At 41.6% G+C, this 25078-nt stretch carries 22 protein-coding genes; 18 read left to right on the top strand and 4 right to left on the bottom strand.

Annotated elements, in window-relative coordinates; translation table 11 throughout:
- Window positions 1–100: 100 nt before the first annotated feature.
- From B3N34_RS04575 to B3N34_RS04545, 7 genes are all read left to right on the top strand, one after another.
- Complete coding sequence (locus tag B3N34_RS04575) at window positions 101–1111, top strand: ABC transporter permease (RefSeq protein WP_286975338.1); 1011 nt, start codon at window positions 101–103, stop codon at window positions 1109–1111.
- A gap of 12 nt (window positions 1112–1123) precedes the next feature.
- Window positions 1124–2008 carry an ABC transporter permease gene (locus B3N34_RS04570; protein WP_286975337.1) on the top strand — a complete coding sequence of 295 codons (885 nt, stop codon included), beginning with the start codon at window positions 1124–1126 and terminating at the stop codon, window positions 2006–2008.
- 8 nt (window positions 2009–2016) lie between these two features.
- Window positions 2017–2994, top strand: a complete 978-nt coding sequence (locus B3N34_RS04565; RefSeq protein ID WP_286975336.1) for an ABC transporter ATP-binding protein — start codon at window positions 2017–2019, stop codon at window positions 2992–2994.
- A 2-nt stretch (window positions 2995–2996) separates the two neighbouring features.
- Entirely contained in the window at window positions 2997–3956 is a 960-nt protein-coding gene (locus B3N34_RS04560) for an ABC transporter ATP-binding protein (protein WP_286975334.1), read from the top strand.
- A 119-nt stretch (window positions 3957–4075) separates the two neighbouring features.
- Window positions 4076–5086, top strand: a complete 1011-nt coding sequence (locus B3N34_RS04555; RefSeq protein ID WP_286975333.1) for an ABC transporter substrate-binding protein — start codon at window positions 4076–4078, stop codon at window positions 5084–5086.
- A complete protein-coding gene (locus B3N34_RS04550; protein WP_286975331.1) occupies window positions 5070–6749 on the top strand; it encodes an ABC transporter permease in 1680 nt (559 codons plus the stop codon). Before B3N34_RS04555 ends, B3N34_RS04550 begins: the two co-directional genes overlap by 17 nt.
- A gap of 7 nt (window positions 6750–6756) precedes the next feature.
- Window positions 6757–7839: an ABC transporter ATP-binding protein gene (locus tag B3N34_RS04545; protein WP_286975688.1), complete on the top strand. Its 1083-nt coding sequence runs from the start codon at window positions 6757–6759 to the stop codon at window positions 7837–7839.
- A 230-nt stretch (window positions 7840–8069) separates the two neighbouring features.
- On the opposite strand, the gene B3N34_RS04540 is transcribed toward B3N34_RS04545, so the two are convergent.
- Together B3N34_RS04540 and B3N34_RS04535 are read right to left on the bottom strand one after the other, a co-directional pair.
- Window positions 8070–8219 (bottom strand): hypothetical protein, encoded by a 150-nt coding sequence (locus B3N34_RS04540; RefSeq protein ID WP_286975329.1) that lies wholly within the window; start codon window positions 8217–8219, stop codon window positions 8070–8072.
- Window positions 8220–8301: 82 nt separating this feature from the next.
- Complete coding sequence (locus B3N34_RS04535) at window positions 8302–9885, bottom strand: PucR family transcriptional regulator (RefSeq protein WP_286975686.1); 1584 nt, start codon at window positions 9883–9885, stop codon at window positions 8302–8304.
- 243 nt (window positions 9886–10128) lie between these two features.
- On the opposite strand from B3N34_RS04535, the gene B3N34_RS04530 reads away from it, so the two are divergent.
- The 8 genes from B3N34_RS04530 (at window position 10129) to B3N34_RS04495 (ending at window position 19001) form a co-directional block, all read left to right on the top strand.
- Window positions 10129–11196 carry a hypothetical protein gene (locus B3N34_RS04530; RefSeq protein WP_286975328.1) on the top strand — a complete coding sequence of 356 codons (1068 nt, stop codon included), beginning with the start codon at window positions 10129–10131 and terminating at the stop codon, window positions 11194–11196.
- A 16-nt stretch (window positions 11197–11212) separates the two neighbouring features.
- The gene (gene pepV / locus B3N34_RS04525; RefSeq protein WP_286975327.1) at window positions 11213–12613 is read left to right on the top strand and encodes a dipeptidase PepV; all 1401 of its coding nucleotides are present in this window, start codon (window positions 11213–11215) and stop codon (window positions 12611–12613) included.
- A 74-nt stretch (window positions 12614–12687) separates the two neighbouring features.
- Entirely contained in the window at window positions 12688–14298 is a 1611-nt protein-coding gene (locus B3N34_RS04520; RefSeq protein WP_286975325.1) for an ABC transporter substrate-binding protein, read from the top strand.
- A 41-nt stretch (window positions 14299–14339) separates the two neighbouring features.
- Window positions 14340–15359 (top strand): ABC transporter permease, encoded by a 1020-nt coding sequence (locus B3N34_RS04515; protein WP_286975324.1) that lies wholly within the window; start codon window positions 14340–14342, stop codon window positions 15357–15359.
- Between the two features lie 8 nt (window positions 15360–15367).
- Window positions 15368–16255, top strand: coding sequence for an ABC transporter permease (locus tag B3N34_RS04510; RefSeq protein WP_286975322.1), 888 nt, complete (start codon window positions 15368–15370; stop codon window positions 16253–16255).
- Window positions 16252–17232, top strand: a complete 981-nt coding sequence (locus tag B3N34_RS04505) for an ABC transporter ATP-binding protein (protein ID WP_286975320.1) — start codon at window positions 16252–16254, stop codon at window positions 17230–17232. The genes B3N34_RS04510 and B3N34_RS04505 overlap by 4 nt, the downstream gene beginning before the upstream one ends.
- A 15-nt stretch (window positions 17233–17247) precedes the next feature.
- Complete coding sequence (locus B3N34_RS04500) at window positions 17248–18204, top strand: ABC transporter ATP-binding protein (RefSeq protein ID WP_286975319.1); 957 nt, start codon at window positions 17248–17250, stop codon at window positions 18202–18204.
- 26 nt (window positions 18205–18230) lie between these two features.
- Entirely contained in the window at window positions 18231–19001 is a 771-nt protein-coding gene (locus tag B3N34_RS04495; protein ID WP_286975317.1) for an aspartate/glutamate racemase family protein, read from the top strand.
- A gap of 35 nt (window positions 19002–19036) precedes the next feature.
- Here B3N34_RS04495 and B3N34_RS04490 read toward each other — a convergent pair whose 3' ends face one another.
- Window positions 19037–19855 carry a nitrilase-related carbon-nitrogen hydrolase gene (locus B3N34_RS04490; protein WP_286975315.1) on the bottom strand — a complete coding sequence of 273 codons (819 nt, stop codon included), beginning with the start codon at window positions 19853–19855 and terminating at the stop codon, window positions 19037–19039.
- Window positions 19856–19886: 31 nt separating this feature from the next.
- On the bottom strand, window positions 19887–21119 hold the full coding sequence (locus tag B3N34_RS04485) for a cytosine permease (RefSeq protein ID WP_286975313.1): 1233 nt from the start codon (window positions 21117–21119) through the stop codon (window positions 19887–19889).
- 215 nt (window positions 21120–21334) lie between these two features.
- Here B3N34_RS04485 and B3N34_RS04480 point away from each other — a divergent pair, with 215 nt between their 5' ends.
- From B3N34_RS04480 to B3N34_RS04470, 3 genes are all read left to right on the top strand, one after another.
- On the top strand, window positions 21335–22489 hold the full coding sequence (locus B3N34_RS04480) for a PucR family transcriptional regulator (protein ID WP_286975311.1): 1155 nt from the start codon (window positions 21335–21337) through the stop codon (window positions 22487–22489).
- A gap of 283 nt (window positions 22490–22772) precedes the next feature.
- Window positions 22773–24422, top strand: coding sequence for an OPT/YSL family transporter (locus tag B3N34_RS04475; RefSeq protein ID WP_286975309.1), 1650 nt, complete (start codon window positions 22773–22775; stop codon window positions 24420–24422).
- Entirely contained in the window at window positions 24413–25078 is a 666-nt protein-coding gene (locus B3N34_RS04470; protein ID WP_286975307.1) for an aspartate/glutamate racemase family protein, read from the top strand. The genes B3N34_RS04475 and B3N34_RS04470 overlap by 10 nt, the downstream gene beginning before the upstream one ends.

The following is a 25078-nucleotide window of genomic DNA, read 5'->3' as shown; positions in this document are numbered from 1 at the left end:
TTTGCAAGATGTTGGAATATAAATCATATGTAAGGGGTTTATTAAACCCCTTACATATGATTGAATCTATTCAGAGATAAAGCAGGGGGATTAAGTATAAATGAAGCTTGAAACCTTCATCATAAAAAGGTTATTTTTGATGCTTATCGTCCTATTTGGCGTATCCGTTGTGGTCTTCGTGGTAGCTAGAGCAATACCTGCAGATCCCGTAGGCGCAATTTTAGGAGGCAACGCCCCTATAGAATTGGTTGATGAGATGAGAAGGCGCTTAGGTTTGGACAAACCCCTTTTCGACCAATTTCTCGATTTCATGTCGGGTGTCGTGAGAGGTGATTTGGGAGTATCAATTAAAAGCAACAGGCCGGTCATAAAGGATATTGCTGAGTTTTTCCCTGCAACGTTAGAGCTTGCCATAGTGGCAGCTCTAATCTCCATAATTTTAGGAGTACCTTTGGGAATTTTTTCTGCGGTACATCGTAACAAGCTGGTAGATCATTTTTGTAGAGTTTTTTCTATATTGGGTGTATCTATGCCCGTTTTCTGGACGGGCCTTTTGCTATTAATTCTCTTTTATTATCGTTTGGGTTGGCTGCCAGGCAGCGGGAGGGTTGGAATATTTACCGTCATGCCGCCCAAGGTTACGGGTCTTTTGCTGTTGGACTCCCTTCTGGCAGGAGACTTTGGTGCTTTTAAAGATGCTTTATCGCATATAATATTACCCGCTGTCGTCCTCGGTTACTCGGCTACAGCTTCAATTGCCAGAATCATGCGATCGAGCATGTTAGACGTATTAAGGCAAGATTTCATAAGAACAGCTAAGGCCAAAGGAATAGGAAGAAGACTTGTCATATACAGACATGCCTTGCGCAATGCCTTGATACCTGTTGTTACGGTAATAGGATTGACCTTCGGCAGCTTGCTCGAGGGAGCTGTTTTAACTGAAACAATTTTCGGTTGGCCCGGGCTCGGTCGATACATAGTCAATTCTTTGCTTCTCTTGGATTATCCGGCAATCATGGGTGGCACCCTATTTGTCGCTGTTGTTTATTCCCTAGTCAACTTGGTTGTTGATATAATCTACGCAGCTTTAGATCCAAGGATGAGAGTATAGGGGGGTTGCAGTTTGCATAACGAAGGCTCGAACGTGATATCACGCCGACAACTTTTGGTCGAAGATTGGAAACATACCCTTTATCTATGGAGACAAAACAAACTGGCGATGGTGGGAACCGTTCTGGTTGCCTTTTTCATATTAATTGCCATTTTTGCTCCCTTAATAGCTCCCTACGATCCTATAGAAGTCGATCTTTCTCAAACCCTACTCCCTCCAAGCAGTGAGCATATATTCGGGACGGATCAATTTGGCAGGGATATCTTTAGCAGAGTTGTATACGGGGCGCGTATTGAAGTTGGTATTATTTTGCTTGTAACAGTGATAAGCGGAACGATAGGGCTTGCAGTAGGTATAACGGCAGGATATTTTGGCGGTGTAATCGACGATGTTTTAATGAGAATTACCGATGTTTTTTTGTCCTTCCCCAACTTGATCTTGGCCATGGCTTTATCGGCCATGCTGGGTCGTGGAGTATTTAATGCAATCATCGCAATATCCTTGGTAGGGTGGACCATTATAGCAAGGTTAGCGCGTGCCGAATCAATGAAGATAAAATCGTTGCCTTACATTGAAGCGATAAGAGCTCTAGGCGCCAGCAACATTAGGATATTGCTCCTTCATATATTGCCTATGTGCATGTCGCCAGTGTTGGTTCAGCTGTCCTTGAGGATGGGGTCCATAATATTGACGGCAGCCGGTTTGGGCTTCCTCGGCCTTGGTGCCCAGCCTCCTACACCTGAATGGGGTGCTATCGTAAGCGATGGCCGAAGCTATCTCGTGGAACAGTGGTGGATATCGACATTTCCCGGTTTATTCATAGCATTGGTAGTCTTGGGATTTAATCTTCTCGGCGATGGTATACGTGACATGATGGATCCGAGGATTAGGAGGTAGTTTTCGCCATGTCGAGGTTGCTTGACGTAGAAAACTTACGAGTTATCTTCCACACATACAGAGGGACTATTAAGGCTCTTAACGGCATTAGATTATGGCTGAACGAAGAAGAGCGCTTGGGAATAGTCGGAGAAACAGGGTGCGGAAAATCGGTTTCCGCTCTTTCTGTCATGAGACTAATAGAGGCTCCAGGTGAAATAATAGATGGGCAAATTTTGTTCGAGGGCAATGACATCCTAAAACTTTCCGAAGAGGATATGGACAGACATATTCGAGGTAAAAGAATGTCCATGATATTTCAAGAACCCATTTCTGCCCTAAACCCCGTTTTTAAGGTAGGATTTCAGATTGCAGAGACAATAGCCCATTGCAATGATATCAGTATAGGCGATGCCTACAAGCTTGTGCCTGAGAGTCTGGAAATGGTGGGTCTTGATTGGAAAAGATCGATAGATTTATACCCCCACGAATTGAGCGGTGGCATGGCCCAAAGGGTAATGATTGCCATGGCACTGGCGATAAAACCAAAACTACTGATAGCCGATGAACCAACTTCTGCGCTAGACGTAACCATTCAGGCACAGATACTTCAATTACTGGACGAATTGGTGAAGATTGGGAAAAACGCAGTTATCCTGATAACCCACGATCTTGGGGTTGCCTCAGAATTTTGCGACAGGATAACCGTGATGTACGCCGGTAATGTCATCGAGATATCTAACTCGGAGGAAATATTCGATGAACCTTTGCACCCTTATACAAAGGGTCTGATAAGTTCTATTCCAATAATAGGAGCTTCTAGGGAGTTGACCGGCATCCCTGGTTCTGTGCCTGATTTGGTATCCCCTCCCTCCGGATGCAGGTTTCATCCCAGGTGTGATTTTTGTTTTGACAGATGTCGCACGGAACCTCCTACTTTAAGTGAAATATCGCCAGGGCATTTCGTCGCATGTCATCTCTATTCTGACGGCGTGAAGGAGGGCTAGACATGGAAGCAATCGTTACAATTGAAAATCTGCGAAAATACTTTGATATTAAAAAATCTATATTTTCCAAGCCTCGCAAGGTAAAAGCAATAAACGATATTTCTTTGAATATTCCAAGAGGTTCCATCTTTTCCGTCGTCGGAGAGTCAGGTTCCGGCAAGAGTACGCTGGGCAGGCTAATTCTCAAACTTATCGAGCCTACATCAGGAAAGATCTGTTTTGAGGGTGAAGATATCACCGATCTTGGTTCTAAAGATCTGATCAAATATAGGCGAGAAATGCAAATAGTTCAACAAGACCCGTACAACTCTCTACACCCCAGAAAGCTGATCAAAGATATCGTCGGAGAAGGGTTGAAAATACATTACAAGCTTCCATCAGATGAGATATACGTCAGAATTAAAGGAATTCTGGAGCGCGTCGGTTTGCGGGAGGAGCATATGTTCAGATACCCCCATGAATTTTCCGGTGGTCAACGGCAAAGGATAGCGATGGCAAGAGCTCTTGTGTTGCGTCCCAAGTTCTTAGTCTTAGACGAGCCCACATCCGCACTCGACGTATCCGTTCAGGCGAGGACCTTGGCTTTGTTAAAGGAACTGAAAGAAAGCCTAGAATTGACATATCTTTTCATAACCCACAACCTTGCAGTGGTAGATTACATTGCCACTCACGTTACGGTCATGTATTTGGGCAAAATCATGGAATTGGGAAGCAAGGACGAAATATTTTCGAACCCGAAACACCCCTACACAATGAGCCTTCTAGAGGCAATACCCAGCGTAGGCAGGGGAAAGAGGATCCGAAAAATACCGCGGGGAGAGATACCAAGTCCCCTGGATCCCCCTAAGGGTTGTCTCTTTCACACCAGATGCTTGCAAGCTATGGATATATGTTCAAAAGAAGAACCCGATGAGATAGAAATTTCCAAGGGGCATCTGTGCAGGTGCCATCTTTATTCCTGATGTTTTAAGTGGAAAGCATATCCAGAATTGCCCAAATGATGGGCATATCTGGATATGGGCAGCGGACCTCCTTGTGTCTAAATTAAGATCAGGATTATTGAAAGTAAGGGGGGTCAATGATGAAAGGTTACGGACGTTTAGTTGCGGTTGTTTTGCTTGCATTTTTAGGCCTGTTTATGGCCGGCTCTGCCCATGCGGAAAAAGAGCAGCTCAACGCTTACACGATATGGTCCGAGCGCTACGCAAATGCCATATTCAGTGCCTTCACGATGGATACGGGTATCAAAGTCAACTGGATGAGGTTTTCGTCGGGAGAAGTTCAGGCAAGGCTTGAGGCGGAAAAAAACAACCCTCAGGTTGATGTGGTGTTCGGCAATATGGCCGAGGCGTTTGTAGACGGTGTTCAAAAGGGATTGTTTGATCCTTACAGGCCGAAGGGCGCAGTAAAGATTCCCGATGCCTTCAAAGACTCAAAGGGCTACTGGACAGGCGTGGCCATTGATCCCATTTGTTTCATGTTCAATAAGAAGTTTTTGAAAGACCACAACTTAAATCCGCCCTCGTCTTGGCAGGATCTCCTGAACCCCGTATATAAGGGACAGCTTCAAATGGCCGACCCAAGGACTTCAGGCACTGGAATGTACAGGTTGCTAAGCGTCATACAAGCCATGGGAGAGGATAAGGCGTATAAATACGAAAAGGCCTTAAGCCAAAACGTCCAGCTTTACACTAAAAGCGGCGCCGGCGGAGCGCTTCCCATAGCTAGAGGACAGGCAGCAGGCGGTATATTCTTTTTGGTCGATGCCCTGGAGATGCAAAAGAAAGGTTACGACGTAGTCATAAGCTATCCCAATGAAGGCGTCGTTGCTGGCATAGAGGCAATGGGCCTGGTCAGGGGTGCCAAACACCTGGATCTTGCCAAGAGGTTCTTAGATTGGGCCTCCACAGAAAGGATGCAGAAACTATACGAGGAAAACGATATCAACTTGATACCCAGCAACCCTAACGTGCCGGTTTCCGATCCGGCTTTAGACATATCAAAAATAAAGGTTCTGCCTTTGGACGTCGAGTGGGCGGGTAAAAATCGCGATCGCCTCGTCGAACGATGGATAAATGAGGTACTTCAGTAAAAAGGGGATAATTCAAAAAACAGATGCCGCGTTGGTGGTTTTATGGCTTGGGATATGGATATTCTTAGGCCTGTTTGTCTTGTATCCGCTAGCGCGGCTGATTTATCTGGTGTTTTTTGCCGATGGCAAATGGAGCTTAGCGGTTTTAAGTAAGGTATTTAGCAGTTGGTACAACAAAAAAGCCTTCGTAAACAGTATGATTCTGGCTTCAGCGGTAGGATTTGGCGGAACGGCCTTGGGGTTTTTGTTTGCCTTTTCAGTTACGAGAATTGAACTGCCCAAAATCGTCAAATGGTTTTTACGCGCGATCATCGTGCTTCCCTTCGTATCCCCGCCTTTTACCAGCAGCATTGCCTTAACCATGGTGTTGGGGCCAAACGGATTGCTGCTTAAACTGCTTCATATGCCAGATTTTAACATTTATGGATTCCTTGGGACCTGGATAGCAGAAACTTTGACCTACTTTCCGGTGGCATTCCTAACGCTTACGGCAGTGCTTGAAGCTATAGACCCAAACCTTGAAGACGCAGCCATGAGCATGGGAAGTACCCAGTGGCAGGCCTTTTGCACGGTGACGTTGCCTTTGAGTATACCGGGGCTTGCAAACGCGTTTTTGCTGCTCTTTGGAAGCTCGCTTGCGGATTTTGCAACTCCACTTGTCATGGCAGGACATACCTTTCCTGTGTTAACGACGCAAGCTTACATGCAAATAACGGGAATGTACGATATGCAAGGAGGAGCCGCTATCTCTTTTGCACTGCTCGTTCCCGCACTGATTGTGTACTTGCTTCAGCATTATTGGGTAGAAAGCCGTTATTACGTTACCGTGTCAGGTAAAGCCGGAGCTCGCTCAAAACCCAAAGGTGCCGGTACGTTTGCCGAAGTTGTGATGCTAGCCGTAATCTCTCTCATTTCTTTGTTCATAATTTTCTTGTATTCCATTATATTTATCGGGTCCCTTGTCAAAGTTTGGGGAGTGGATAACAGTCTTACCCTTGAAAATTACGTATACGTCTTTACCGTGGGGCGGAAGGCAGTGAGGGATACCGTTACAATTGCCCTGGTCTCGACCATCATGGGCGGCGCGATAGGAGTCGTCATAGGTTATCTGGTAAACAGACATGAACTTCCCGGACAGAAAGCCTTGGAGTTTGTGTCCTTGCTCAACTACGTGTTGCCTGGGACAGTCGTAGGCATCGCTTACGCCATTGCATTTAGCTCAGGCCCTATTGTGCTTACCGGAACCATGGCGATCATAGTGGCGTTATGCGTATCGAGATATGATGCAACAGGAATAAGGGCTACGACGGCAACGCTAAAGCAAATAGATACCTCACTAGAAGAAGCGTCGCTAAACTTGGGCGCTTCGAAGCTGACAACATTTAGAAAAGTAACGGTACCTTTGATTGCACCGGCGATCATAACCGGGGCACAATATTTGTTCGTGGTCTCAATGACCGCGATAAGTGCTACGATATTTTTGGTCTCGGTGCGATGGAGCTTGCTGGCCGTGCGTATTCTTGAATGCATTACAGAGCTGCTTTTTGCCCAGGCAGCGGCCTTCTCCGTGGTCCTGATATTGATCGTTGCTATGGCCATGTGGGTTATAAGGTTGCTTTTCGAGGCACTTTATCCTAACCTCAAGGGACAAAGGGGGATATAAATTGTCCGTGCCCATTTGTCTTAAGCGTTTGACCAAAATATTTAATAGTGGCGAAGTTGCCTTTAAGGCGGTAGACGATGTCAACCTTCAGATTAATGCAGGTGAGCTTGTAACTTTGCTTGGGCCGTCAGGATGCGGAAAGACCACCATCCTGCGCATGATTGCAGGCTTTGAGACGCCTACAGAAGGACAAGTTTTCATCGGCAAGCATGACGTAACGACTGTGGCCGCAAACAAACGCAACGTAGGATTTGTGTTCCAAAACTATGCCCTATTTCCCCATATGACGGTATTTGACAACATCGCTTATGGCCTTAAGATTAGGAAGTTGCCGACCGGAGAGATTGCAAAGCGTGTCACAGAGGCCCTCGAAACGGTAAGCTTAAGTGGAATAGAAGACCGATTCCCAAATCAGCTTTCGGGCGGAGAACAACAAAGGGTTGCCTTGGCAAGGGTGTTAGTTATTAACCCTCAGGTGCTGCTGATGGACGAACCGTTGTCCAACCTCGATGCGAAGCTTCGAATTTACATGCGCTCCGAAATTCGCAGCTTACAGAAGCGCCTCGGAATCACCTGCATTTATGTTACCCACGACCAAAAGGAAGCATTAGCTCTGGCAGACAGGATTGCCGTCTTAAACGGAGGCAAGGTCGAACAGATAGCGACTCCATTTGAGCTTTATAGAAACCCCGCTTCCCTTTTCGTTGCTGATTTCATCGGCCGGGCCAATATCCTTAAGGGAAAACTAACGTCCATTAATGGCAATTTTACTAAAGTGTTAATTGATGGAATAACAGTTATTGCTCATATTGACGAAAAAAGCTTAGAACTTAAAGTGGGAGATGAAGTTGCGGCGGCCATCAGGCCAGAATCGATCGAAATTGTCTCTCCAGATGATGGGACATTGAGGGGCCAAATAGTAAGTAGCGTCTTTTTAGGAGACGAAATTGAATATGTCGTCAAACTTGCATCAGGCGATACAGTCCGCGTGATCGAACCGTATCGCCGTGATGATGACCTTTGGCAGGAAGGACAAGACGTTGGGCTTCGTATCAATCCGCTGAACGTTAGGCTATTGGCAATAATGTAATAGGTATTGCCTTTATTTGTAAACTTAGCGTCCCTTAAGGGAATAGCCGTTATCGAAACAGTAATATACAGCTTGGGAGGGCACCCTAAACTCTGCGACCTTGGGGACAACCTTGTCGCATCCTCTTTTTCTACCAACATCATCGCTAAAAGTTGGCTATCTGGCCCACCTTCTCTTCGAACATCCCAAGCCTCGTGACATCGATGATTCCAAGGCGGAGTCCGCTTGGGTTACCAAAAGTTTTCAAGGGCATCTACTCTATTTACCTGATTTCCAGCAGATCCCGTCATGACGGCAGCTACGCATTTACAGATAACGTCATCAGCCCATTTAAGAAGCTTAGGATATTGGACTTCCTGTGTTGTGTCGTTGCTTCTCATTATAGTATCTTCGCAGTCGAAAGCATTGTTATTATAGCACATTAACCCTTTGTCGTCATCTCATTAGAAATTAGCGTGTATTTTACTGACTTTTTTGGGGAATTCGTAAAAGATTGTTGTGCTCTAACCTATACAGCATAAAGGCCAAGGTAACCTCAAAGCGTTGTTTTCCCTCTTGCAGACCATTGATTTCCAAAATTTCTTCCAGTTTTTTAATTCTATATTTTAGTGTGTTGTAATGAATGTGGAGAAACTCGGCCGTTGGTCTCATTTGCCAGTCGTTTATAATAAGTGCTTCAAGCGTTTGTAGCAAAAACGATGAACTTTCATCCTGTCTATCAATCAACTTGCCCAAAATATGTCTCCAGAAGTTTTGGCTCATTTCGGTTCCTTTGAGTGCACATAAAACCTTCTCTACGCCGAGGTCACACCATGAATATACACCTGGTTTCTGTTCAGTTCGTCTTAAGATGTCAAAAGTTTCCAGGCATTCGGAAAAAGCACGGGGAGCTTCCAATAAATCCTTTTTTACAGAACTTAAGGTTATGACAAGGTCAATTTTTTTAGATTGTGATATTATTTGATGTAGTTCCTTTATTTTGTTGCGTAAAAAGGTGTAACTTTTTTCCTCTTTTACGGGAATTAGGGCTACGTAATGCGGGTCAATCCGGGTCAATATTGTGCCCGGGAAATAGGCAGCGAATTTTTGGGACAACGAAAATTCATTTTCATTCCTGGAGTTGTTTGTTAAATTATCATCGAAATTTTCTTTGTGTATGTTATCGATGTAAATTACAACTATGATTAGTTTCCATGTTGGATCCCACCCATATATCTTGGCCTGCAGAAACACCTCCGCCGGTTTTTTAAACTTAGAGTACAGGAGATCTTTTAAAAATACATCCCTATGGCGCCTTTCGACTTCATGAGCAAATTCCATTTTTTGATAATTCAGGAGCAATGCCCTATGAGCTTCACGAATTGCAATATCAGCAAAATGAGTTAAATAACTCGGCTCTTTTTCGTAAATCAAATATCCTATAACCCTATCCCCAATAGTAATTTGAGTGTTTGGATATTTATTTGCTATCTCAGTTATGTATAAGTTTTCAATTGCTTCTTTTAGGCCGCTATTTCGGGAATAATAACGTATCCCAAGAATATTGTCGACAAATGCTATGCCCATGTTTAAAAAATCTTCCAATATATTAAGTATATCTTCGACTCCCTTGCTTAATAAGATCGAATCGAGAAATTTGTTCCTTAGGGTTTCCGTTGTTTCTAGCAATTTATATTGAGTGTTGATGATAGCTGAAAGCACCGGATTTATAATATCTACATGATTCATATATGTAGGTATCTTTAAGATAGGAAAATTGTATTTGTTGGCCATTGATATTGCTTCATCCGGTATCTTACTTAAGAAACGACCAATCTTAACACCTAAAGCAGCTGCATTTTTTTGGGCAAGACTATCGACCAGATCAATAAAGGAGAACTCGTTATCGGCAAAAAGGTATCCAGAAGTGAGCAAAAATTCTCCGCCTCTAATCCATTGACCTGCATTTGGTACATCTATTACCACTACGGTCTTAACCGCTCGACTGGAAAGGCCGCGCTCGCCTGCCAAGACTTCCACATCCTTTAAATCGCCGATTTGTAGCATTTCTTCTACGGTTAAAGGCATCAATATCCCCCCCAATGGATGTTTTCCGCAATAAGATTTTATTGTATCTTACAATATATTAGCACAAATTTTGTAATATTTGACAAATAATATGCCATGATAATCCCAAATTGTTCGAAAATTACAAATAGTCATTCTGGTATTTATTACGTTAGATGATGTAAATAATCACGTGCTTGAATATAATCAAGGTAATATATAAAAAAGGATGGCGATTTGATCATGGAATTTAAAAGCGGGACAGAACCAACGGAAAAATATTGTTCTATGGAAACCATTAATGGAGCCCTGAAGTTGGTGCGGGACGTCATGCTTGCAAAGGAAGGAGAAACTGTCGTTGTTACTTGTGACAGCTCAGGCGATAGAAGAGTTGCCGAAGCGATTGGTGATGCTGCTTATGCCATCGGCGCTAAACCCATTGTATTATACTACCCTACCCCTGTTAAGACCTTTGCAAGCGAAATGCCAGCCCATATGGCAGCCGCGACAGCAAATGCAGATGTTTGGATAGAAATTGCATACGCCACCGTTATGCATTCACAGACCTGGAGAGATGCTATGGAAAAAGGTTGCAGATATATCAATCTTACGGGTATGGATGTAATGATGCTGGTAAATTGTGTCGAAAGAATCGATTACGATATGGTGGTCGAGCTGGGGCGTCACTTCCAGGAGATACTTGGGAAAGCAAATAAGGTTGAAGTCAAAAACCCTAGCGGAACCAATCTGGTGGCATATAACCAAGGACGCAAGATACGCCTCTCGGGAGAAAAGGCTACGAAAAAGGGATATCCTATCATGCTAGCTGGCCAGGTAAGTTGGTGTCCCATAGAAGAGACAATAAACGGCACAGTAGTATTTGACGCAGCAGTGTTTCCTCCGGCACAACTTGGAATTATAAAGGAACCGATTGCATTAGAGATAGAAAAAGGTGTGATACAGTCAATATCCGGAGGAAGAGAGGCAAAGATCTTTGAGACGTGGCTTAAATCTTTCAATGATCCGAATATGTTCAGGCTCGCCCACTACTCTCTTGGTTTTAATCCGGGCGTAAATGCTCCTACCGGCAGGATCGTCGAAGACGAGAGGATTTTTGGATGTATAGAATTTGGTTTTGGCAGTCAAGGCATACAAATTATGGGCAAATGTTGGTCTGCAGCATCTCACACGGATGGCGTTACCCTAAATCCTACCATTTTGCTTGATGGCAATGTCTTTGAAGAAAACGGAATTTACAAAGATCCGAAGGCCGTCGAGATTTGTAAGAAAATGAATGTTTCAGGTTATTAGGTGAAAGGAGATTTCTATGAATTCCCTTGATGCTAAAATTACAAATTTGTTTCCTTCCATAATATTAAATTTGCAAGAGTCGGTAAGAATTCCAAGCCTTCAAGGTGACCCTGCCCCGAATGCTCCTTTTGGAATCGAGGTTAAAAGGGCATTAGATCAGGCTTTAAAGACAGCTTCTTTGTTCGGGTTTGCCACACAAAATCTGGATGGCTACGTTGGTTGGGCAGAATACGGAGAAGGAAAAGATATGGTTGCTGTCCTCGGACATTTAGACGTTGTCCCTCACGGAGACGGATGGACATATCCTCCTTTTGCTGGAGAAATTCATGGAAATAAAATGTTTGGGCGAGGTACGATGGATGACAAAGGGCCGACGATAGGTGCGTTATGGGCTTTGCATGCCATAAAGGAACTTTCTATACCTATAAAACGCAGGATTCGTATCTTATTTGGAACGAACGAAGAAAGCGGCATGAAGGATATGAAGTATTATCTGGAACACTGCGGAGAAATACCGCTGATGGGTTTTACACCCGACGGAGAATTCCCGATAATTGCATATGAAAAAGGACAGCTGCATATACGTATTGATGTGCCATTTATCCAGCCTAAGGCTTCAAAGTCTATACTTTTAGAAATTAATGGCGGGACTGTTCCCAATGTCGTGCCTTCCGAAGCAAAAGCCACTATCAGGTTTTTTGATCCAGATAAGAAACAAACAACATTAAACACCATCAAGGAAACCGCACAAAGTAATGACATAAAAATCTCCCTTCTTGAGGAAGATAATGAGGTTACATTAAAAGTATTTGGGGTTGCTGCTCACGGTAGCACTCCTGAATTAGGTGTAAATGCCATAGCAAATCTCATGTTTGTTTTAGGATCTTCTATCGACGAGGATTGGGGCAAAATTATATGTCAACTAGGGAAATGCTTTTATGGCGACGCAAATGGTATGAATCTTGGAATTTTTGTCCAAGATGAATTGTCCGGCAAATTGACATGCAACCCGGGACTACTAACATTCCAAGATGGGTGTATATCTTTAGTGCTGGATATACGTTTTCCTGTAACCTTCCAATCCGAAGATATAGTTTCTCCCCTTAAAGCTTTTACAGAAAAGAACGGATTTTCCTTATCAATCCTCCGCGAAAAGGCTCCGCTTAACATGCCAGAAGACAGCATATTAATAAGAAAGCTTCAGAAGGTGTATGAAGAAAAGACCGGACAAGAAGCAAAATTGCTATCGATGGGCGGGGGTACTTATGCAAAAGCTCTTCCAAATATAGTCGCCTTTGGCCCGAAGTTTCCAGGAAGTCCAGATGTAGCACACAAAGCAGATGAGTTCATAGACTTAGACGAATACTTAAAGGTCATCCAAATAATCGGGGCTGCCATTGTGGAGTTGGCAAAATAATTTTTAGTTAAATTGCGCGTGCTTGGTTACTGCTTAATATTATTAGTTGTATAAATTTGAGGAGGAGTAAAAAGATGAAGAAAGTCATTTTTAGGGCTATACTTATGGGTTTGTTTATTGGAATGGTTTTTGCTAGTTACGCTTGTGCTACCGTTGATGACCGTATAGTGAGGTTTACCGCTTCTAATACACCCAATATAGATCCAGCCCAAGGACATGATCGAGCCTCCCAGATCGCCTTAGTAAACTTATACGATTCTTTGATATTCCAAGATTATTTAGGTAACCTAAAAAAAGGTGTTGCTGAGTCTTGGACGGTATCTGATGATGGTCTAAAATATACGTTTAAAATTCGAGATGGCATACTTTTTCATAATGGAGACAAGCTCACTGCAGATGACGTGGTATTTAGCATGAAGCGGCTTCTGACGATCAAAAGAGGCTTTTCCTACTTGTTTGAAGGACTAGTGAAGGATATTTCAAATCCTTCGGATGATACCGTTGTGATCACCTTAAGCGAGCCCTTTGGTCCGTTTCTTTCTACACTTACCCGATTTTATATTATCAACAAAAAACAAGTTCTAGAACATTTACAAGACGGAAATTACGGCGAATTTAAAGACTATGGGACAAATTGGCTCATAAATAACGATGCAGGGAGTGGTCCCTATAAGGTTGTAGAAATGGCACACAATCAACATTTAAGAGCGGTTAAATTTCCCGAATATTGGAAGGGCTTCAGCTCAGGCAATCCGGAAGGGTTCGAATTGCTTGCCGTTTCTGAGCCTGTAAGTGTGAGAACTATGATGATGCGCAGACAGCTTGAGTTTACTGACGAATATCAGCCTGTGGAAACCTATAAAAGTCTCGAAAAAGTTAAAGGGATTGATATATTTGCAATATCCAATGGCAAAATGTTGTATCTATCATTAAACAATGCTAAAGTCCCTACTGATGATGTCCATTTCAGGAAAGCTTTGTCTTATGCCATAGATTATGAAGCGCTGCTTCAGATTTTTCCGTGGAGAAAACAACCTAAAGCTCCAATTGCACTCTCGCTTATAGGTGCAGTTTCTGGTTTGCCTTATTATGACTATGATTTGGAGAAGGCAAAAGAAGAGCTATCTCTTTCCAAATATGCCGACAATCCTGAACAATTTCCCGTTGAAATAGCATGGGTAGCTGACGTGCCCGATAGGGAAAAACTAGCTTTAGCTTTCCAAACTTACTTTGATAAACTGGGAGTTAATGTTGAGGTTGTCAAAGTTCCGTGGGCTAAGTTTGTTGACCAGGCATCACGTTTGGAGGATACCCCTCATGGTACCACTATCAGTGAATCTTCTCATTATAGCGAGGCAGGTTCGCTTTTGCGGGCAATATATCATTCAGAATCAATTGGAACCTACACTAACACAAGTTGGGTAAAGTACCCTGATATCGATGAAGCAATTGATAAGGCACTTAAAGAAACCGATTTAAATGAGCGTCTAAAACTTTATCACAAAGCGCAAGAATTAATAGTAGAATACCAACCTCACATTCCTATTTTTGAAGAGCCGGAAGTTCACGCTTATCAATCTGGTTATTTAACGTGGGAACCTGCGGAACTTCAGAAACAAGAAAAAACAATTGTTCCTGGTTTAGATTTGTTGTATATGCTGGGTGTCCAATTCAAAGAAGAATAAACTGGCAGCTAATTTATAGTTATTGTCAGGGAGGAAAATTGATGGAGATCTTTCGCTTTATTTGTAAGCGCACCTTATGGTCGTTAGTAGCTCTAGTAGGGCTATCGATCATCATATTCACTTTATCCAGAGTTGTACCAGGTGATCCAGCACGTATGGCATTAGGGCCACGGGCTACAGAAGAGGCAGTTGAGGCTCTAAGAATTGAATTGAAGTTGGACCAACCGATAATATATCAGTACTTTCATTGGATCGCCAGTGTTTTAAAGGGAGATTTTGGACTGTCGTTAATGACAATGAGATCGGTAACGGATGATATTAAGATTTATTTACCTGCTACATTAGAACTTGTAATTGTTGCAGCTATAATTCAATGTGTTTTCGGAATACTTCTCGGAGTTCTTGCTACTGCAAGTCAAGGCAGTTATATGGATTACTTTCTTAGGATAATAGCTTATATAGGCGTTGTAACACCTTCATTTGTTTTCGCAGTTTTGTTCATGCTCCTTTTTGGTTACAAATTGCCAATTCTCCCAGTTTTAGGGCGTACAAGCGTTGGATTAGGTGTTCAACCGATTACGGGGATGATCGTGGTGGATAGTATTTTACGTTGTGATTTTCCTGTCGCAGTAGATGCTTTTGTTCACCTTCTCCTTCCAGCGACCGCCCTTGCAATGAATGGCATGGCCCAGCTGGCAAGGATTACACGATCGTCTATGATAGACAACAGTGAGAGAGATTACATCGTCATGGAGACAGCCCAAGGACTAAGCAAGAAAGAAATATTTTTTAAATATCTACTCAGACCTTCTGTTATACCTGCTGTTTCTGTATTAGCCCTTCAGATTGGCGCATTGTTTGCTAATGCTTTTTTAGTTGAATCAATATTTAACTGGCCAGGCCTCTCGCGTTATGGAGTGGAAGCCATGTTATTCAAAGACTTAAACGCGGTGAGTGCGGTTATTTGCATCGTCGGATTTGTCTTCATAATAGCCAACATATTTGTTGACATACTAGTAGCCATCATAGATCCCAGAGTCAGGCTTAAAGCTGGGGAGTGAGCGTATTCATGAACGATAAAAGGTGTGATAATTTTGGAAGCTTTAGCGATAAGACTAGAAGAGCTTGGTATAGGTTATCTAAGAATAAGTTGTCTGTCGTAGGTTTTGTGGGCGTTGTTGTGATAGTTTTGGCTGCCATATTTGCCCCTTTTATTGCACCTTATCCAACTCATGCCGGTAAAGTGGTCGATTTTTTGAACGCGAATCAACCTCCTAGCCTAGCACATTTATGCGGCACCGATCCCATGGGAAGAGATGTATTTAGCCGTATAATATTTGCTCTTAGGTCGACCCTATTAATGGGAGTCGTAGTCCTAAGTATTTCAGTCCCCTTTGGGACAACTATGGGTTTAATAGCAGGTTATTTTCAAGGTTCATTAATCGATTCTTTAATTACTCGGCTTACAGACATCTTTCTTGCCGTTCCACCTTTAATCCTGGCGTTATCGGTTGCAGCACTTCTCAAACCAAATCTAATGAATGCCATGCTGGCTATAACCATTACGTGGTGGACATGGTATGCCCGATTAGCTTACGGGATGGCTGTGACGTTAAATAGAGAGTATTATGTTCGCTCTGCGCAACTGCTAGGTGCAAGTTGGATGCATATAATTTTTAAAGAGATGCTTCCCAATTGCTTGTCTCCTATACTGACGAAGATGACCCTGGATATGGGCATAGTAATCATGACGGCTGCTGCGCTAAGCTTTGTTGGTTTGGGTGAACAGCCACCAACACCAGCTCTTGGAACCATGATATCTGATGGAGCCAAGTATATGCCTACACAGTGGTGGCTAACTGTATTTCCTGCGCTGGCTATTATGATCATCGTACTTTCGTTTAATTTGTTGGGAGATGGGTTTAGAGATCTCTTCTCGACGGAGGAAAAACAATGAGTAGCGAAGTGTTATTGGAAGTCAAAGACCTTAACGTGTATTACAGGGTTTACGAAGGTTTGATGCATGTTTTGGACGATGTTTCTTTTTCTCTTGTCGAGGGCGAAAGGCTTGGTTTAGTGGGAGAGACAGGCTGTGGCAAGACAACCACCTTTAGGGCATTACTTAGAGTTCTTGATAGTAATGCTAGCTCTAAGGGTGACATTTTGTATAAAGGGTGCAATGTTAACAAGATGAGTCAAACAGAATTGCTAAATACAAGAAGGACAGAGATGTCTATGATATTTCAGGATCCGACCAGTTCTTTAAATCCGGTTTTTACAGTAGGTGAACAAATATCTTCCGTTATAAGGGCAAACTTGCAGGCCAAAGGGATAAATTACAGCGAAAATGATATTAAGGACATAGCGCTCAAAGCCTTATCTGACGTCCTTTTGCCGGATCCTGAAAGAATTTTTGATTCATATCCTTTTCAGTTAAGTGGCGGGATGAGACAGCGGATATGTATAGCTATGTCAGTGGCAACCGAGAGAAAACTTTTACTGGCCGATGAGCCTGGGACATCATTGGATGTCACTATACAAGCACAGATTTTGGGTCTCCTTAATAATTTAGTTAAAACTACTGGCATGTCGGTCATTTTGGCTACTCACTCCTTAGGGGTCGTAAGGGAAACTACTGACCGCGTCTGCATCATGTATGGTGGTGAGATTGTAGAAATAGGTCCTACCCGCTCTCTTTTCGCAAATCCATCTCACCCTTATACAAGAGCGTTATTGGCATGCGTTCCTAAATTGACAGGAGAAGGCATAGCTGAAGGTATACCGGGAGAGATGGTAAGTTATCTGAATCCGCCTAAGGGATGTAGATTTCAACCACGATGTTCTTTTTGCAATGAAGATTGCAACAGGACAAAGCCAAAATTAACTCTGTATGAGGACGATCACTACGTTGCATGCCATAAGGCTGATCTCTAAAGGGAGGATAGTACGTTGGACATTCCTATTTTAAAGTTGAGCATGTTGAAGAAATATTTTCCATATAAAAAAGGTAGCTTTGTAAAGGCAGTTGACGGGGTAAGCTTGGAAATATTTCGAGGAGAAACGTTGGGCTTAGTTGGAGAGTCTGGTTCAGGCAAAAGCACGGTTGCCTATACCATTGTGGGGATGTATGAACCTACAAAAGGTCAAATACTTTATAATGACCAAGATATATCATCGCTTTATAAATTTAGATCTAATGAAATTAAAGGTAAGATACGTATTGTCTTTCAAGATCCTAATTCCTCATTAAATCCCAGAAGGACAATAAGACAAATATTGTTCACTCCGTTGAAATTGCATAAAAATGATAGATACAAAGGATTTCCTGCATCTCCTGAAGCTCTTTTAGAAGAAGTAGGGTTATCTTCAATCTATGCATATCGATTCTCTAGGTCGTTGAGCGGCGGGGAGCGTCAACTGGTTGCTATAGCTCATGCAATTGCAACAAACCCCGATTTAGTGCTTTTGGATGAGCCTACCTCTGCTCTGGATGTATCAATACAGGCAAAAGTTATAAATCGCTTGATGGACCTACAAAACAGATATAAATTGTCATATCTTTTTATAACCCATGATCTCAGCTTAATGAGAAACGTGGCTCATAGAGTTGCGATAATGTATCTGGGCAAAATTTGCGAAATTGCTCGAACCAAGGAATTTTTCGAGAAGCCGCTGCACCCATATACACAAATGTTACTCTCCTCAATTCCGGTCGTTACCGATGAGGAAGAACAGCTTAAGCCTAAAAAAATAACTTCAAGAGGCGAAATTCCCAGTCCTGTAAATATTCCTCCCGGTTGCAGCTTCCACCTTAGGTGTCCCTTTGCAACGGATCAATGCAAAAAGCTAGATCCAGATATGAAGGAATTAGAAGCCCATCATTATGTTCGTTGTCACTTATATTAATAAATTACTAAAGGAGGAGATTAAATATGGCGGATGCAAAGAAGTTAATGTACATTAGCCCTATAGGTTATAGTTTTTTAGATGACCAGATAAAAAATTATATCCTTAAATATGTGGAAAATTGTACAATATGTGCAACCTCTCTTACAAAGGCTCCTTATCACCTAGAATATCTTTACTATTCAGCGTTAATTGCTCCTGAGCTGTTGAATAAAATAAGACAGGCAGAGATCGACGGATTTGATGCTGCAATTATTGGGTGTTTTTATGACCCATTCCTATATGAAGCCAGAGAGATGAGCAATAAACTTGTGGTTACAGCACCATGTGAAGCATCACTATCGATAGCCGTTAAGTTAGGAGCTACCTTTTCTATAATAGTAGGGCGTAGAAAGATGATTCCCTATATGAGAGAAAACGTAAGGAAATACGGGTTTGAAAGTAAGCTGGCATCATTTCGCTCGGTTGAGCTAGGTGTCCTTGATTTTCAAGATAAAAAGGATCTTGCAGAAGAAAGGATTCTGAGAGAAGCAGAACGTGCAGTAAAAGAAGATGGCGCAGAAGTTGTTGTTTTAGGATGCACCAAAGAGTTTGGGTTCTTTCAAAAGGTTCAGGACAATCTTGGCGTACCAGTGATAGATTCCATGATAACTGCATGTAAGGAAGCCGAATATTTGGTAAGTTGCAAAAATATGTTGAATTGGACGACGAGTAAAGTGGGAGCTTACGAAACGCCTAAAGACAGCGAAATACGTCAATGGAAGCTCGATGAATATTTCAAGATACCCATGAAATGATATTGTTTAGCACCATCTTCAAAGAGTGATTTTACTTACATTTCAACAAGTTTTGTGTATAGCCATGGCTTCCTGTCCCTGAGATATGGTATTTGGATTCTTTGGTCAACTACCTTGCCTAAATCGATGCTAAAAACCGTGACATCTTCCTCGTCGATCGGCAACTCGCATATTACTTCACTTCTAGGGTTACATATTTTGCTGCCCCCAAATAAGTGTAAGTCTCCCTCTACTCCTACTCTATTGACACCAATTGTGAATAACAGGTTTTCGAGGGATCTTTGTCGAAGGTTTAAATCCCACATATCTTTGTCCTGCTTTCTCCATGCAGCAGGCACGAAGACCATTTCAGCTCCTTTTAAGCATAAACTCCTGCATGCCTCCGGGAAGCCGGCATCGTAACATATCATTATGCCGATTTTGCCGTATTTCGTTTCAAAAACGGGATATCTTGATCCTTCTTTAAAATACAATCGCTCCAGTGCCCAAAGATGTGTCTTCGCAAAGCTTCCCATCATCGCTCCTTCGTCGTCAAATAGTAAGGCAGAATTATATACTACTCCTGAAATGGCCCCTTTCTCGCCAAAGGGAGCAATTATGTAAACTTTATTACATTTAGCCATATCAGAAATTTCTTGGCAAATTTGTTCGTAATATTGAATGCTTAACTTCACAACGTTGTCTTTAAGAAGGCTTAAATTATATCCAGTAGCAAAAAGCTCTGGCAAACATACTATGTTTGCGCCCGCCTTTACAGCAATATCGATCAAACTTTTGGCATGATCGATATTGTACGGCACATCTCCTAGTTTTGAATCCATCTGGACGATCCCGATATTCACTATCCTTGACATTGTTACAGCCCTCCAATTAATCATTAATTTATTATTTTTCAGCAAGATGAAACAAACGGGCAAAAACAAGATATAAAATGCTTGCACTTACGATGCCGTTTATCGGTGGTAAGCCGTATTGATATTTTGTCGAAAGGTAAGATATCAAAAACCCTAGCAACCAAGCAAGGAACGCTGGAACATTAATGCCCTCGCGGACCCTAAACTGCCTTCCTTGGATAATGTAGTACTCGACCCACATTACACCGGCGATTGAGGGTATCATCATGCTTAAGAATCCAAGAAAGCTTTGAAATTTAAAAACAATGCCTAAAGCTGCGATACCAGTTCCTATTAAACCAGCAACAAATGTTAATGTAATTCTGCTATATTTAGGAAAAAGGTTTTTAAGTGCCAAGCCTCCTGAATATGCGTTAGACAAATTTGTGGACCACGCAGCTAATAGCAAAATTGCAAAAGCTATCCAGTTGAACCCTAGCTGTGCTAGAACTTCTGTAATATCCCAAGTGGGAGCCTGCATTGCAATTACTCCAGCTGCAATTTGTTGAAAGATAGATATAATTGCGAAGCCTATGAATCCAACCATAAAAATATCCATAGATTTTTTTGCGTAACGAAGGTAATCTGGTGATATTACTGCTCCAACGATAATCAGACCTACAACCATATTGATACCATCCTTTAGACTAATATGCTGAGCAGGCATATATGAACCAATGGATTCAATGTTATTAATGCCTATAGTTTTAATTAATCCCCATATTAATAAAATTATTAATGGTGGTATTGCAATATAATTAAAGATAGCCATTGTTTTAAAACCATATGCTGCTACAATTACCATCAAAAATCCGATTACAATAGTAGTGACTGTAAAATTAAGGCCAGGAAAAATCTTTTGAATTGATAACCCCGCAACCCCTGCTTGTACCCCGAACCATCCAAAGCTGGTAATCCCCAAAATTAAGGAAATAACAAATTTTCCACCTACATCACCAAAGGCTCCCTTTGCAAGGATATAAGTATTTAACCCTTCTTTATATCCAATATATCCTTGGATAGATAATATTACTACTAACAAAAGATTGCCTATTATGGAAGCGAGTGCCATATCCTTAAGGGTCATACCTGCTATTAGGGCTCCGCCAACCATTAGTTCGGAAATGGCTATGTTACAACCTAGTATATTAAAAAGCGGAGCCTTCCATCCTGTGCGTTCTTCTTGTGGAACTGGGTTTAATATTAATTCTTCTCGTTCTTGCATTATTCAATCACCTCCCGATATTCTATTTTTTACATTAGCTGATAGAATTATGTGATAATATGGGATAAAAAGAGAATATGTTCAATTATGACAATTAAGATTTATCATACCGTCTCTGTAAAAGCAGTCAATGTACCTAAATTATAAATATCATATAATGTTATTGTGCAATATGCACATAGATATTACATCGAATTTTGTGAGGTGGATAGCATATGATTTCAGTCCGCGAGATGTTGATATTGCCAGCTCTTTCGGGTTCGTATCTTTTAGCTGGCCAGAATGGGCTTGATAGAAAAATTAAATACTTAGATATTTTAGAGGTACCAGACGCTGAGAACTGGCTTGCTCCTGATGAATTCCTTCTCACTACCGCATTCGCATTTAAAGATAGTGAAGATGGATTGAAAAAAATCATAACAGCAGGAGCGGATAAAAAAGTAGCTGGATTTGGCATTAAATTAGGACGATATATAAATGTTCTTCCTGAACAAGTTATCCAAATTGCAAACAGTTATTCTATGCCAATAATTAGTCTGCCCACTCATATTCCATATGTAGAAATTATAAAAGAAGTCATGAGCAGAATTATTAAATCCGAGGAAAATACCGAAAAAAGCATTAAAAAAACTGACCTGCTTATTCAGCTGATTAATGATGAAACTGAAACAGCCTTTGATGAATTAGAATCATTCGGATGGGAAAGAGGTACTCCCATTCGAATAGGCCTTTTATCGTCATCACCTTGTTTTAGTGATGAAGAAATTTCTTTATTTAGATATATTTTACTCAAATCAGACTTGGATTTTATCCTAGCTTATCAACAAGACGATATACTTATGCTTTTACGCGACATACAAATAGGTAATTTATATAATGCAATTCATTCATTTAAAAGTAGATTAAAATGTAAAAAAATATTGCTTAGTTTGAGTGAACCCAGACCGTTTTCTAAATGCATAAGACATTGCCTATATGAGGCAAAAATTGCTATAAAAATTGCAAAAATTCTAGGATATAGCAGTTGTATAATTCCATTTTCTGATGTTAAATTGTTATCCCTGATTCTTGAACATCCTCAAATTAAAGATCTCGTTTTAGTTGCCTCGAATATGCTTTCTCCCCTTATAGAGCATGATAACCTTAAGGGATCAGAGCTTTTTGAAACGCTAAAAGTTTATCTGGAATCTGGAAAAAATCAACAAACAGCATCATCGCTTCTTAACATTCATAGAAACACGTTAAAATATCGCATCAAGCAGATTGAAGATCTTCTTGGAAATCAATATCTTGCAGATCAAAACACACCTCTTTTGTGGCTCGCCATCTTTTTGTGTTCCACTTTACATAATAAAACCGACTTTGATTAATAAAGTTTGTGCATTTTGCATAAAATAATACCCCATTTTCGTGCTTGAAGGTACATTGTTCTGGCATTATCAATTCTTGTAAAATTTAGTTATCTTATGGTTATGTACTTTTATATTATATTGTTATCATATCATTGCTATTTAGTAGTAAATAGTGTTAATGAGATTTTAGTTCTTTTTTGATTTATATTATTAATGTTATTTAGCGCTATTTATAAATTAATTTATTATGAGTGAATCATTAAATAATTGATAACATTGATTACTGTTGGAGGTGTTAGAAATGTACCAAAGATCTAGTCAACATCCAAAAGCAATAGAAAAAGAAACGTTTTTGATAAGTCTAATTGTTACGTTTTTTTCAGCCATTATATGTATGCAAATAATCTCGCGAATCGGTATAACTCCCAACACTTCAATAATCGGTGCCTTGATAGCTATGTCTATAGCAAGAATTCCTCTTAATGCTTTACGTAAGTTTAGAAGTCTTGATCGACAAAACCTTATTCAAACCATGACCTCTGGCGGAGGATTTGCAGCTGCTAATTGTGGTCTTCTGGCCGCGGGTATTTTGTATGCCTTTGGTGATTTAAAGTTGCTTATTCCCATGGTTTTAGGGAGCGCTATTGCAACTATTTTGGGAATGTATTTTGTTTATAAGGTTTATGATTCTGAAATGTATCCTGCGAGTGGCTCATGGCCACCTGGTGTTGCTACTGCAGCTGCATTAGTTGCTGGAGATGAAGGTGGTGCCAAGGCAAAAACTTTATTTCAAGGGATATTATTGGGTGCTGTGGGTACTGCATTAAGAATCAAACCAGTACTTCCAAGTGGACTTCCAATGGCGGGAGTAGGCATTGCATTTATAGCTAATCCATATGCAATGATTGCATTAGGTATAGGCTTAATCGTTAGAGGGTATTTCCCTATTGTTTCATCATTTATGTCATCATTGGGAATAAGCGGTTTGCCAGTTGATTTGGGCAAAACTTACATACCCCATGGTGTTATGATTGGTGCCGGATTAGTTTCTCTGATTCAAGCAATGGTTATCATATTTAGAAGGGGTGCTTCGAGTGATAAAAATCTAAATAATATCGAAAACAATGAATATATACCTACGGTGTCTCCTTCACAAACTAAGAAGGCCATTTTTGTGTCTTTTGTCCTTTTTATCGCGGGAGCGTTAGCCTTGGCGTTTATCTCCGGTGTATATACAGAAATGGCGGCCTCAAAATTGGCTCTGTGGGTTTTTTGGTCTGGTATATCTGCGCTCATTGCGCCAATACTTGTAGGTTTGTGTGCCATGCACTCCGGATGGTTTCCAGGTTTTGCTATCACAATCATATTTTTAACCATAGGTTTATTTATGAACTTTCCTCCTTTAGCTCTAGCTTTGCTTTCCGGATATGTGGCAAGTACGGGTCCTTGCTTTGCCGACATGGGTTATGACTTAAAAACAGGTTGGATCATAAGGGGGATGGGTAAAAATATTCCTTATGAGCTGGATGGAAGGCGACAACAGTTTATATCCGAAGCAATAGGTGGCATAGTCGCTATGATTGCGGTGGCTGTGTTTATGAATATGCATTTTAAACTTGATTTGATTCCCCCTGTGAGCCGTGCCTTCGCCGTCACCATTAAAGCCGGTTCAAGCCCACAAATTTTGAGAGAACTGATCATATGGGCAATACCTGGAGCAATAATTCAGTTTGTTGGCAAGGCAAAACGGGCATTGGGTATACTTTTTGCCACCGGGTTACTTATAAACAATCCAATTTATGGAATAGGTCTTTTGATTGCTGTAGCTATAAGACGTATTTATGAAAAGACACACAAGGAAAAGATGGAGCTTTACGGCGCTGGATTCATTGCGGGTGACGGTATATACGGATTCTTCTTTTCAATAGGGAGGAGTTTTGGATGGTGGTAAAAAAGACAAAAGTAGGTCTAATAAGGGTACTTACCACAAACGATCGGGATTTGCTCGAACTTCACGGGAAAAAGGTGATGTCATGGTTTCCGGAACTTGAGGTGGTATCGCGCTGTATTCCGGATCAGCCTGAAGGCATACACGACGACGCAACAGAACAGATGGCCGTTCCAAAGGTCGTAAATTTGGCAAAGGAATTTGAGAGCGAAGGGTTCGATGGAATATTAATAAGCTGTGCAGGAGATCCTGCAGTAAACGAACTTAAAGATGTGCTTTCGATAACCGTAGTGGGTGCAGGGAGGACGACAGCCTGCATCGCCCTTTCCTTTGATCTCCCCATTGGTGTCTTAGGTATTACAGATGAAGTACCCATGGGCATGAAGGCGGTATTGCGTGATCGCATGATAGCTTGGACAAAACCCAGCGGTGTAACTTCGACGCTTGATTTGATGACCCCCACGGGTAGGTCAAACACGCTAAATGCGGCCGAGGAACTAAAACAGAAAGGTATCAAAGTGCTCGCTTTAGCCTGCACTGGTATGGCAACCATAGGCGTAGCGCCTTTGATCGCTAAAGAAACGGGTCTAATTGTAGTAGATCCGCTCAAGGCGGCTGCAGCTGCCCTTTGGACGGTTTTAAAAGAAGGAGGTAATTGA

It is taken from the genome of Acetomicrobium sp. UBA5826 (assembly GCF_002433005.1).
Taxonomy (GTDB): domain Bacteria; phylum Synergistota; class Synergistia; order Synergistales; family Acetomicrobiaceae; genus Acetomicrobium.
The sequence above is the reverse complement of the archived record's forward strand: the minus strand, read 5'-3'. Positions and strand labels throughout refer to the sequence as shown.

Excerpts from the sequence above, each read along its gene's own strand:
- B3N34_RS04575 (WP_286975338.1), top strand. The coding sequence starts at position 101 with ATGAAGCTTGAAACCTTCATCATAAAAAGGTTATTTTTGATGCTTATC.
- B3N34_RS04565 (WP_286975336.1), top strand. The coding sequence starts at position 2,017 with ATGTCGAGGTTGCTTGACGTAGAAAACTTACGAGTTATCTTCCACACA.
- B3N34_RS04560 (WP_286975334.1), top strand. The coding sequence starts at position 2,997 with ATGGAAGCAATCGTTACAATTGAAAATCTGCGAAAATACTTTGATATT.
- B3N34_RS04555 (WP_286975333.1), top strand. The coding sequence starts at position 4,076 with ATGAAAGGTTACGGACGTTTAGTTGCGGTTGTTTTGCTTGCATTTTTA.
- B3N34_RS04550 (WP_286975331.1), top strand. The coding sequence starts at position 5,070 with ATGAGGTACTTCAGTAAAAAGGGGATAATTCAAAAAACAGATGCCGCG.
- B3N34_RS04540 (WP_286975329.1), bottom strand. The coding sequence starts at position 8,219 with ATGAGAAGCAACGACACAACACAGGAAGTCCAATATCCTAAGCTTCTT.
- B3N34_RS04535 (WP_286975686.1), bottom strand. The coding sequence starts at position 9,885 with ATGCTACAAATCGGCGATTTAAAGGATGTGGAAGTCTTGGCAGGCGAG.
- B3N34_RS04530 (WP_286975328.1), top strand. The coding sequence starts at position 10,129 with ATGGAATTTAAAAGCGGGACAGAACCAACGGAAAAATATTGTTCTATG.
- pepV (WP_286975327.1), top strand. The coding sequence starts at position 11,213 with ATGAATTCCCTTGATGCTAAAATTACAAATTTGTTTCCTTCCATAATA.
- B3N34_RS04520 (WP_286975325.1), top strand. The coding sequence starts at position 12,688 with ATGAAGAAAGTCATTTTTAGGGCTATACTTATGGGTTTGTTTATTGGA.
- B3N34_RS04515 (WP_286975324.1), top strand. The coding sequence starts at position 14,340 with ATGGAGATCTTTCGCTTTATTTGTAAGCGCACCTTATGGTCGTTAGTA.
- B3N34_RS04510 (WP_286975322.1), top strand. The coding sequence starts at position 15,368 with ATGAACGATAAAAGGTGTGATAATTTTGGAAGCTTTAGCGATAAGACT.
- B3N34_RS04505 (WP_286975320.1), top strand. The coding sequence starts at position 16,252 with ATGAGTAGCGAAGTGTTATTGGAAGTCAAAGACCTTAACGTGTATTAC.
- B3N34_RS04495 (WP_286975317.1), top strand. The coding sequence starts at position 18,231 with ATGGCGGATGCAAAGAAGTTAATGTACATTAGCCCTATAGGTTATAGT.
- B3N34_RS04490 (WP_286975315.1), bottom strand. The coding sequence starts at position 19,855 with ATGTCAAGGATAGTGAATATCGGGATCGTCCAGATGGATTCAAAACTA.
- B3N34_RS04485 (WP_286975313.1), bottom strand. The coding sequence starts at position 21,119 with ATGCAAGAACGAGAAGAATTAATATTAAACCCAGTTCCACAAGAAGAA.
- B3N34_RS04480 (WP_286975311.1), top strand. The coding sequence starts at position 21,335 with ATGATTTCAGTCCGCGAGATGTTGATATTGCCAGCTCTTTCGGGTTCG.
- B3N34_RS04475 (WP_286975309.1), top strand. The coding sequence starts at position 22,773 with ATGTACCAAAGATCTAGTCAACATCCAAAAGCAATAGAAAAAGAAACG.
- B3N34_RS04470 (WP_286975307.1), top strand. The coding sequence starts at position 24,413 with ATGGTGGTAAAAAAGACAAAAGTAGGTCTAATAAGGGTACTTACCACA.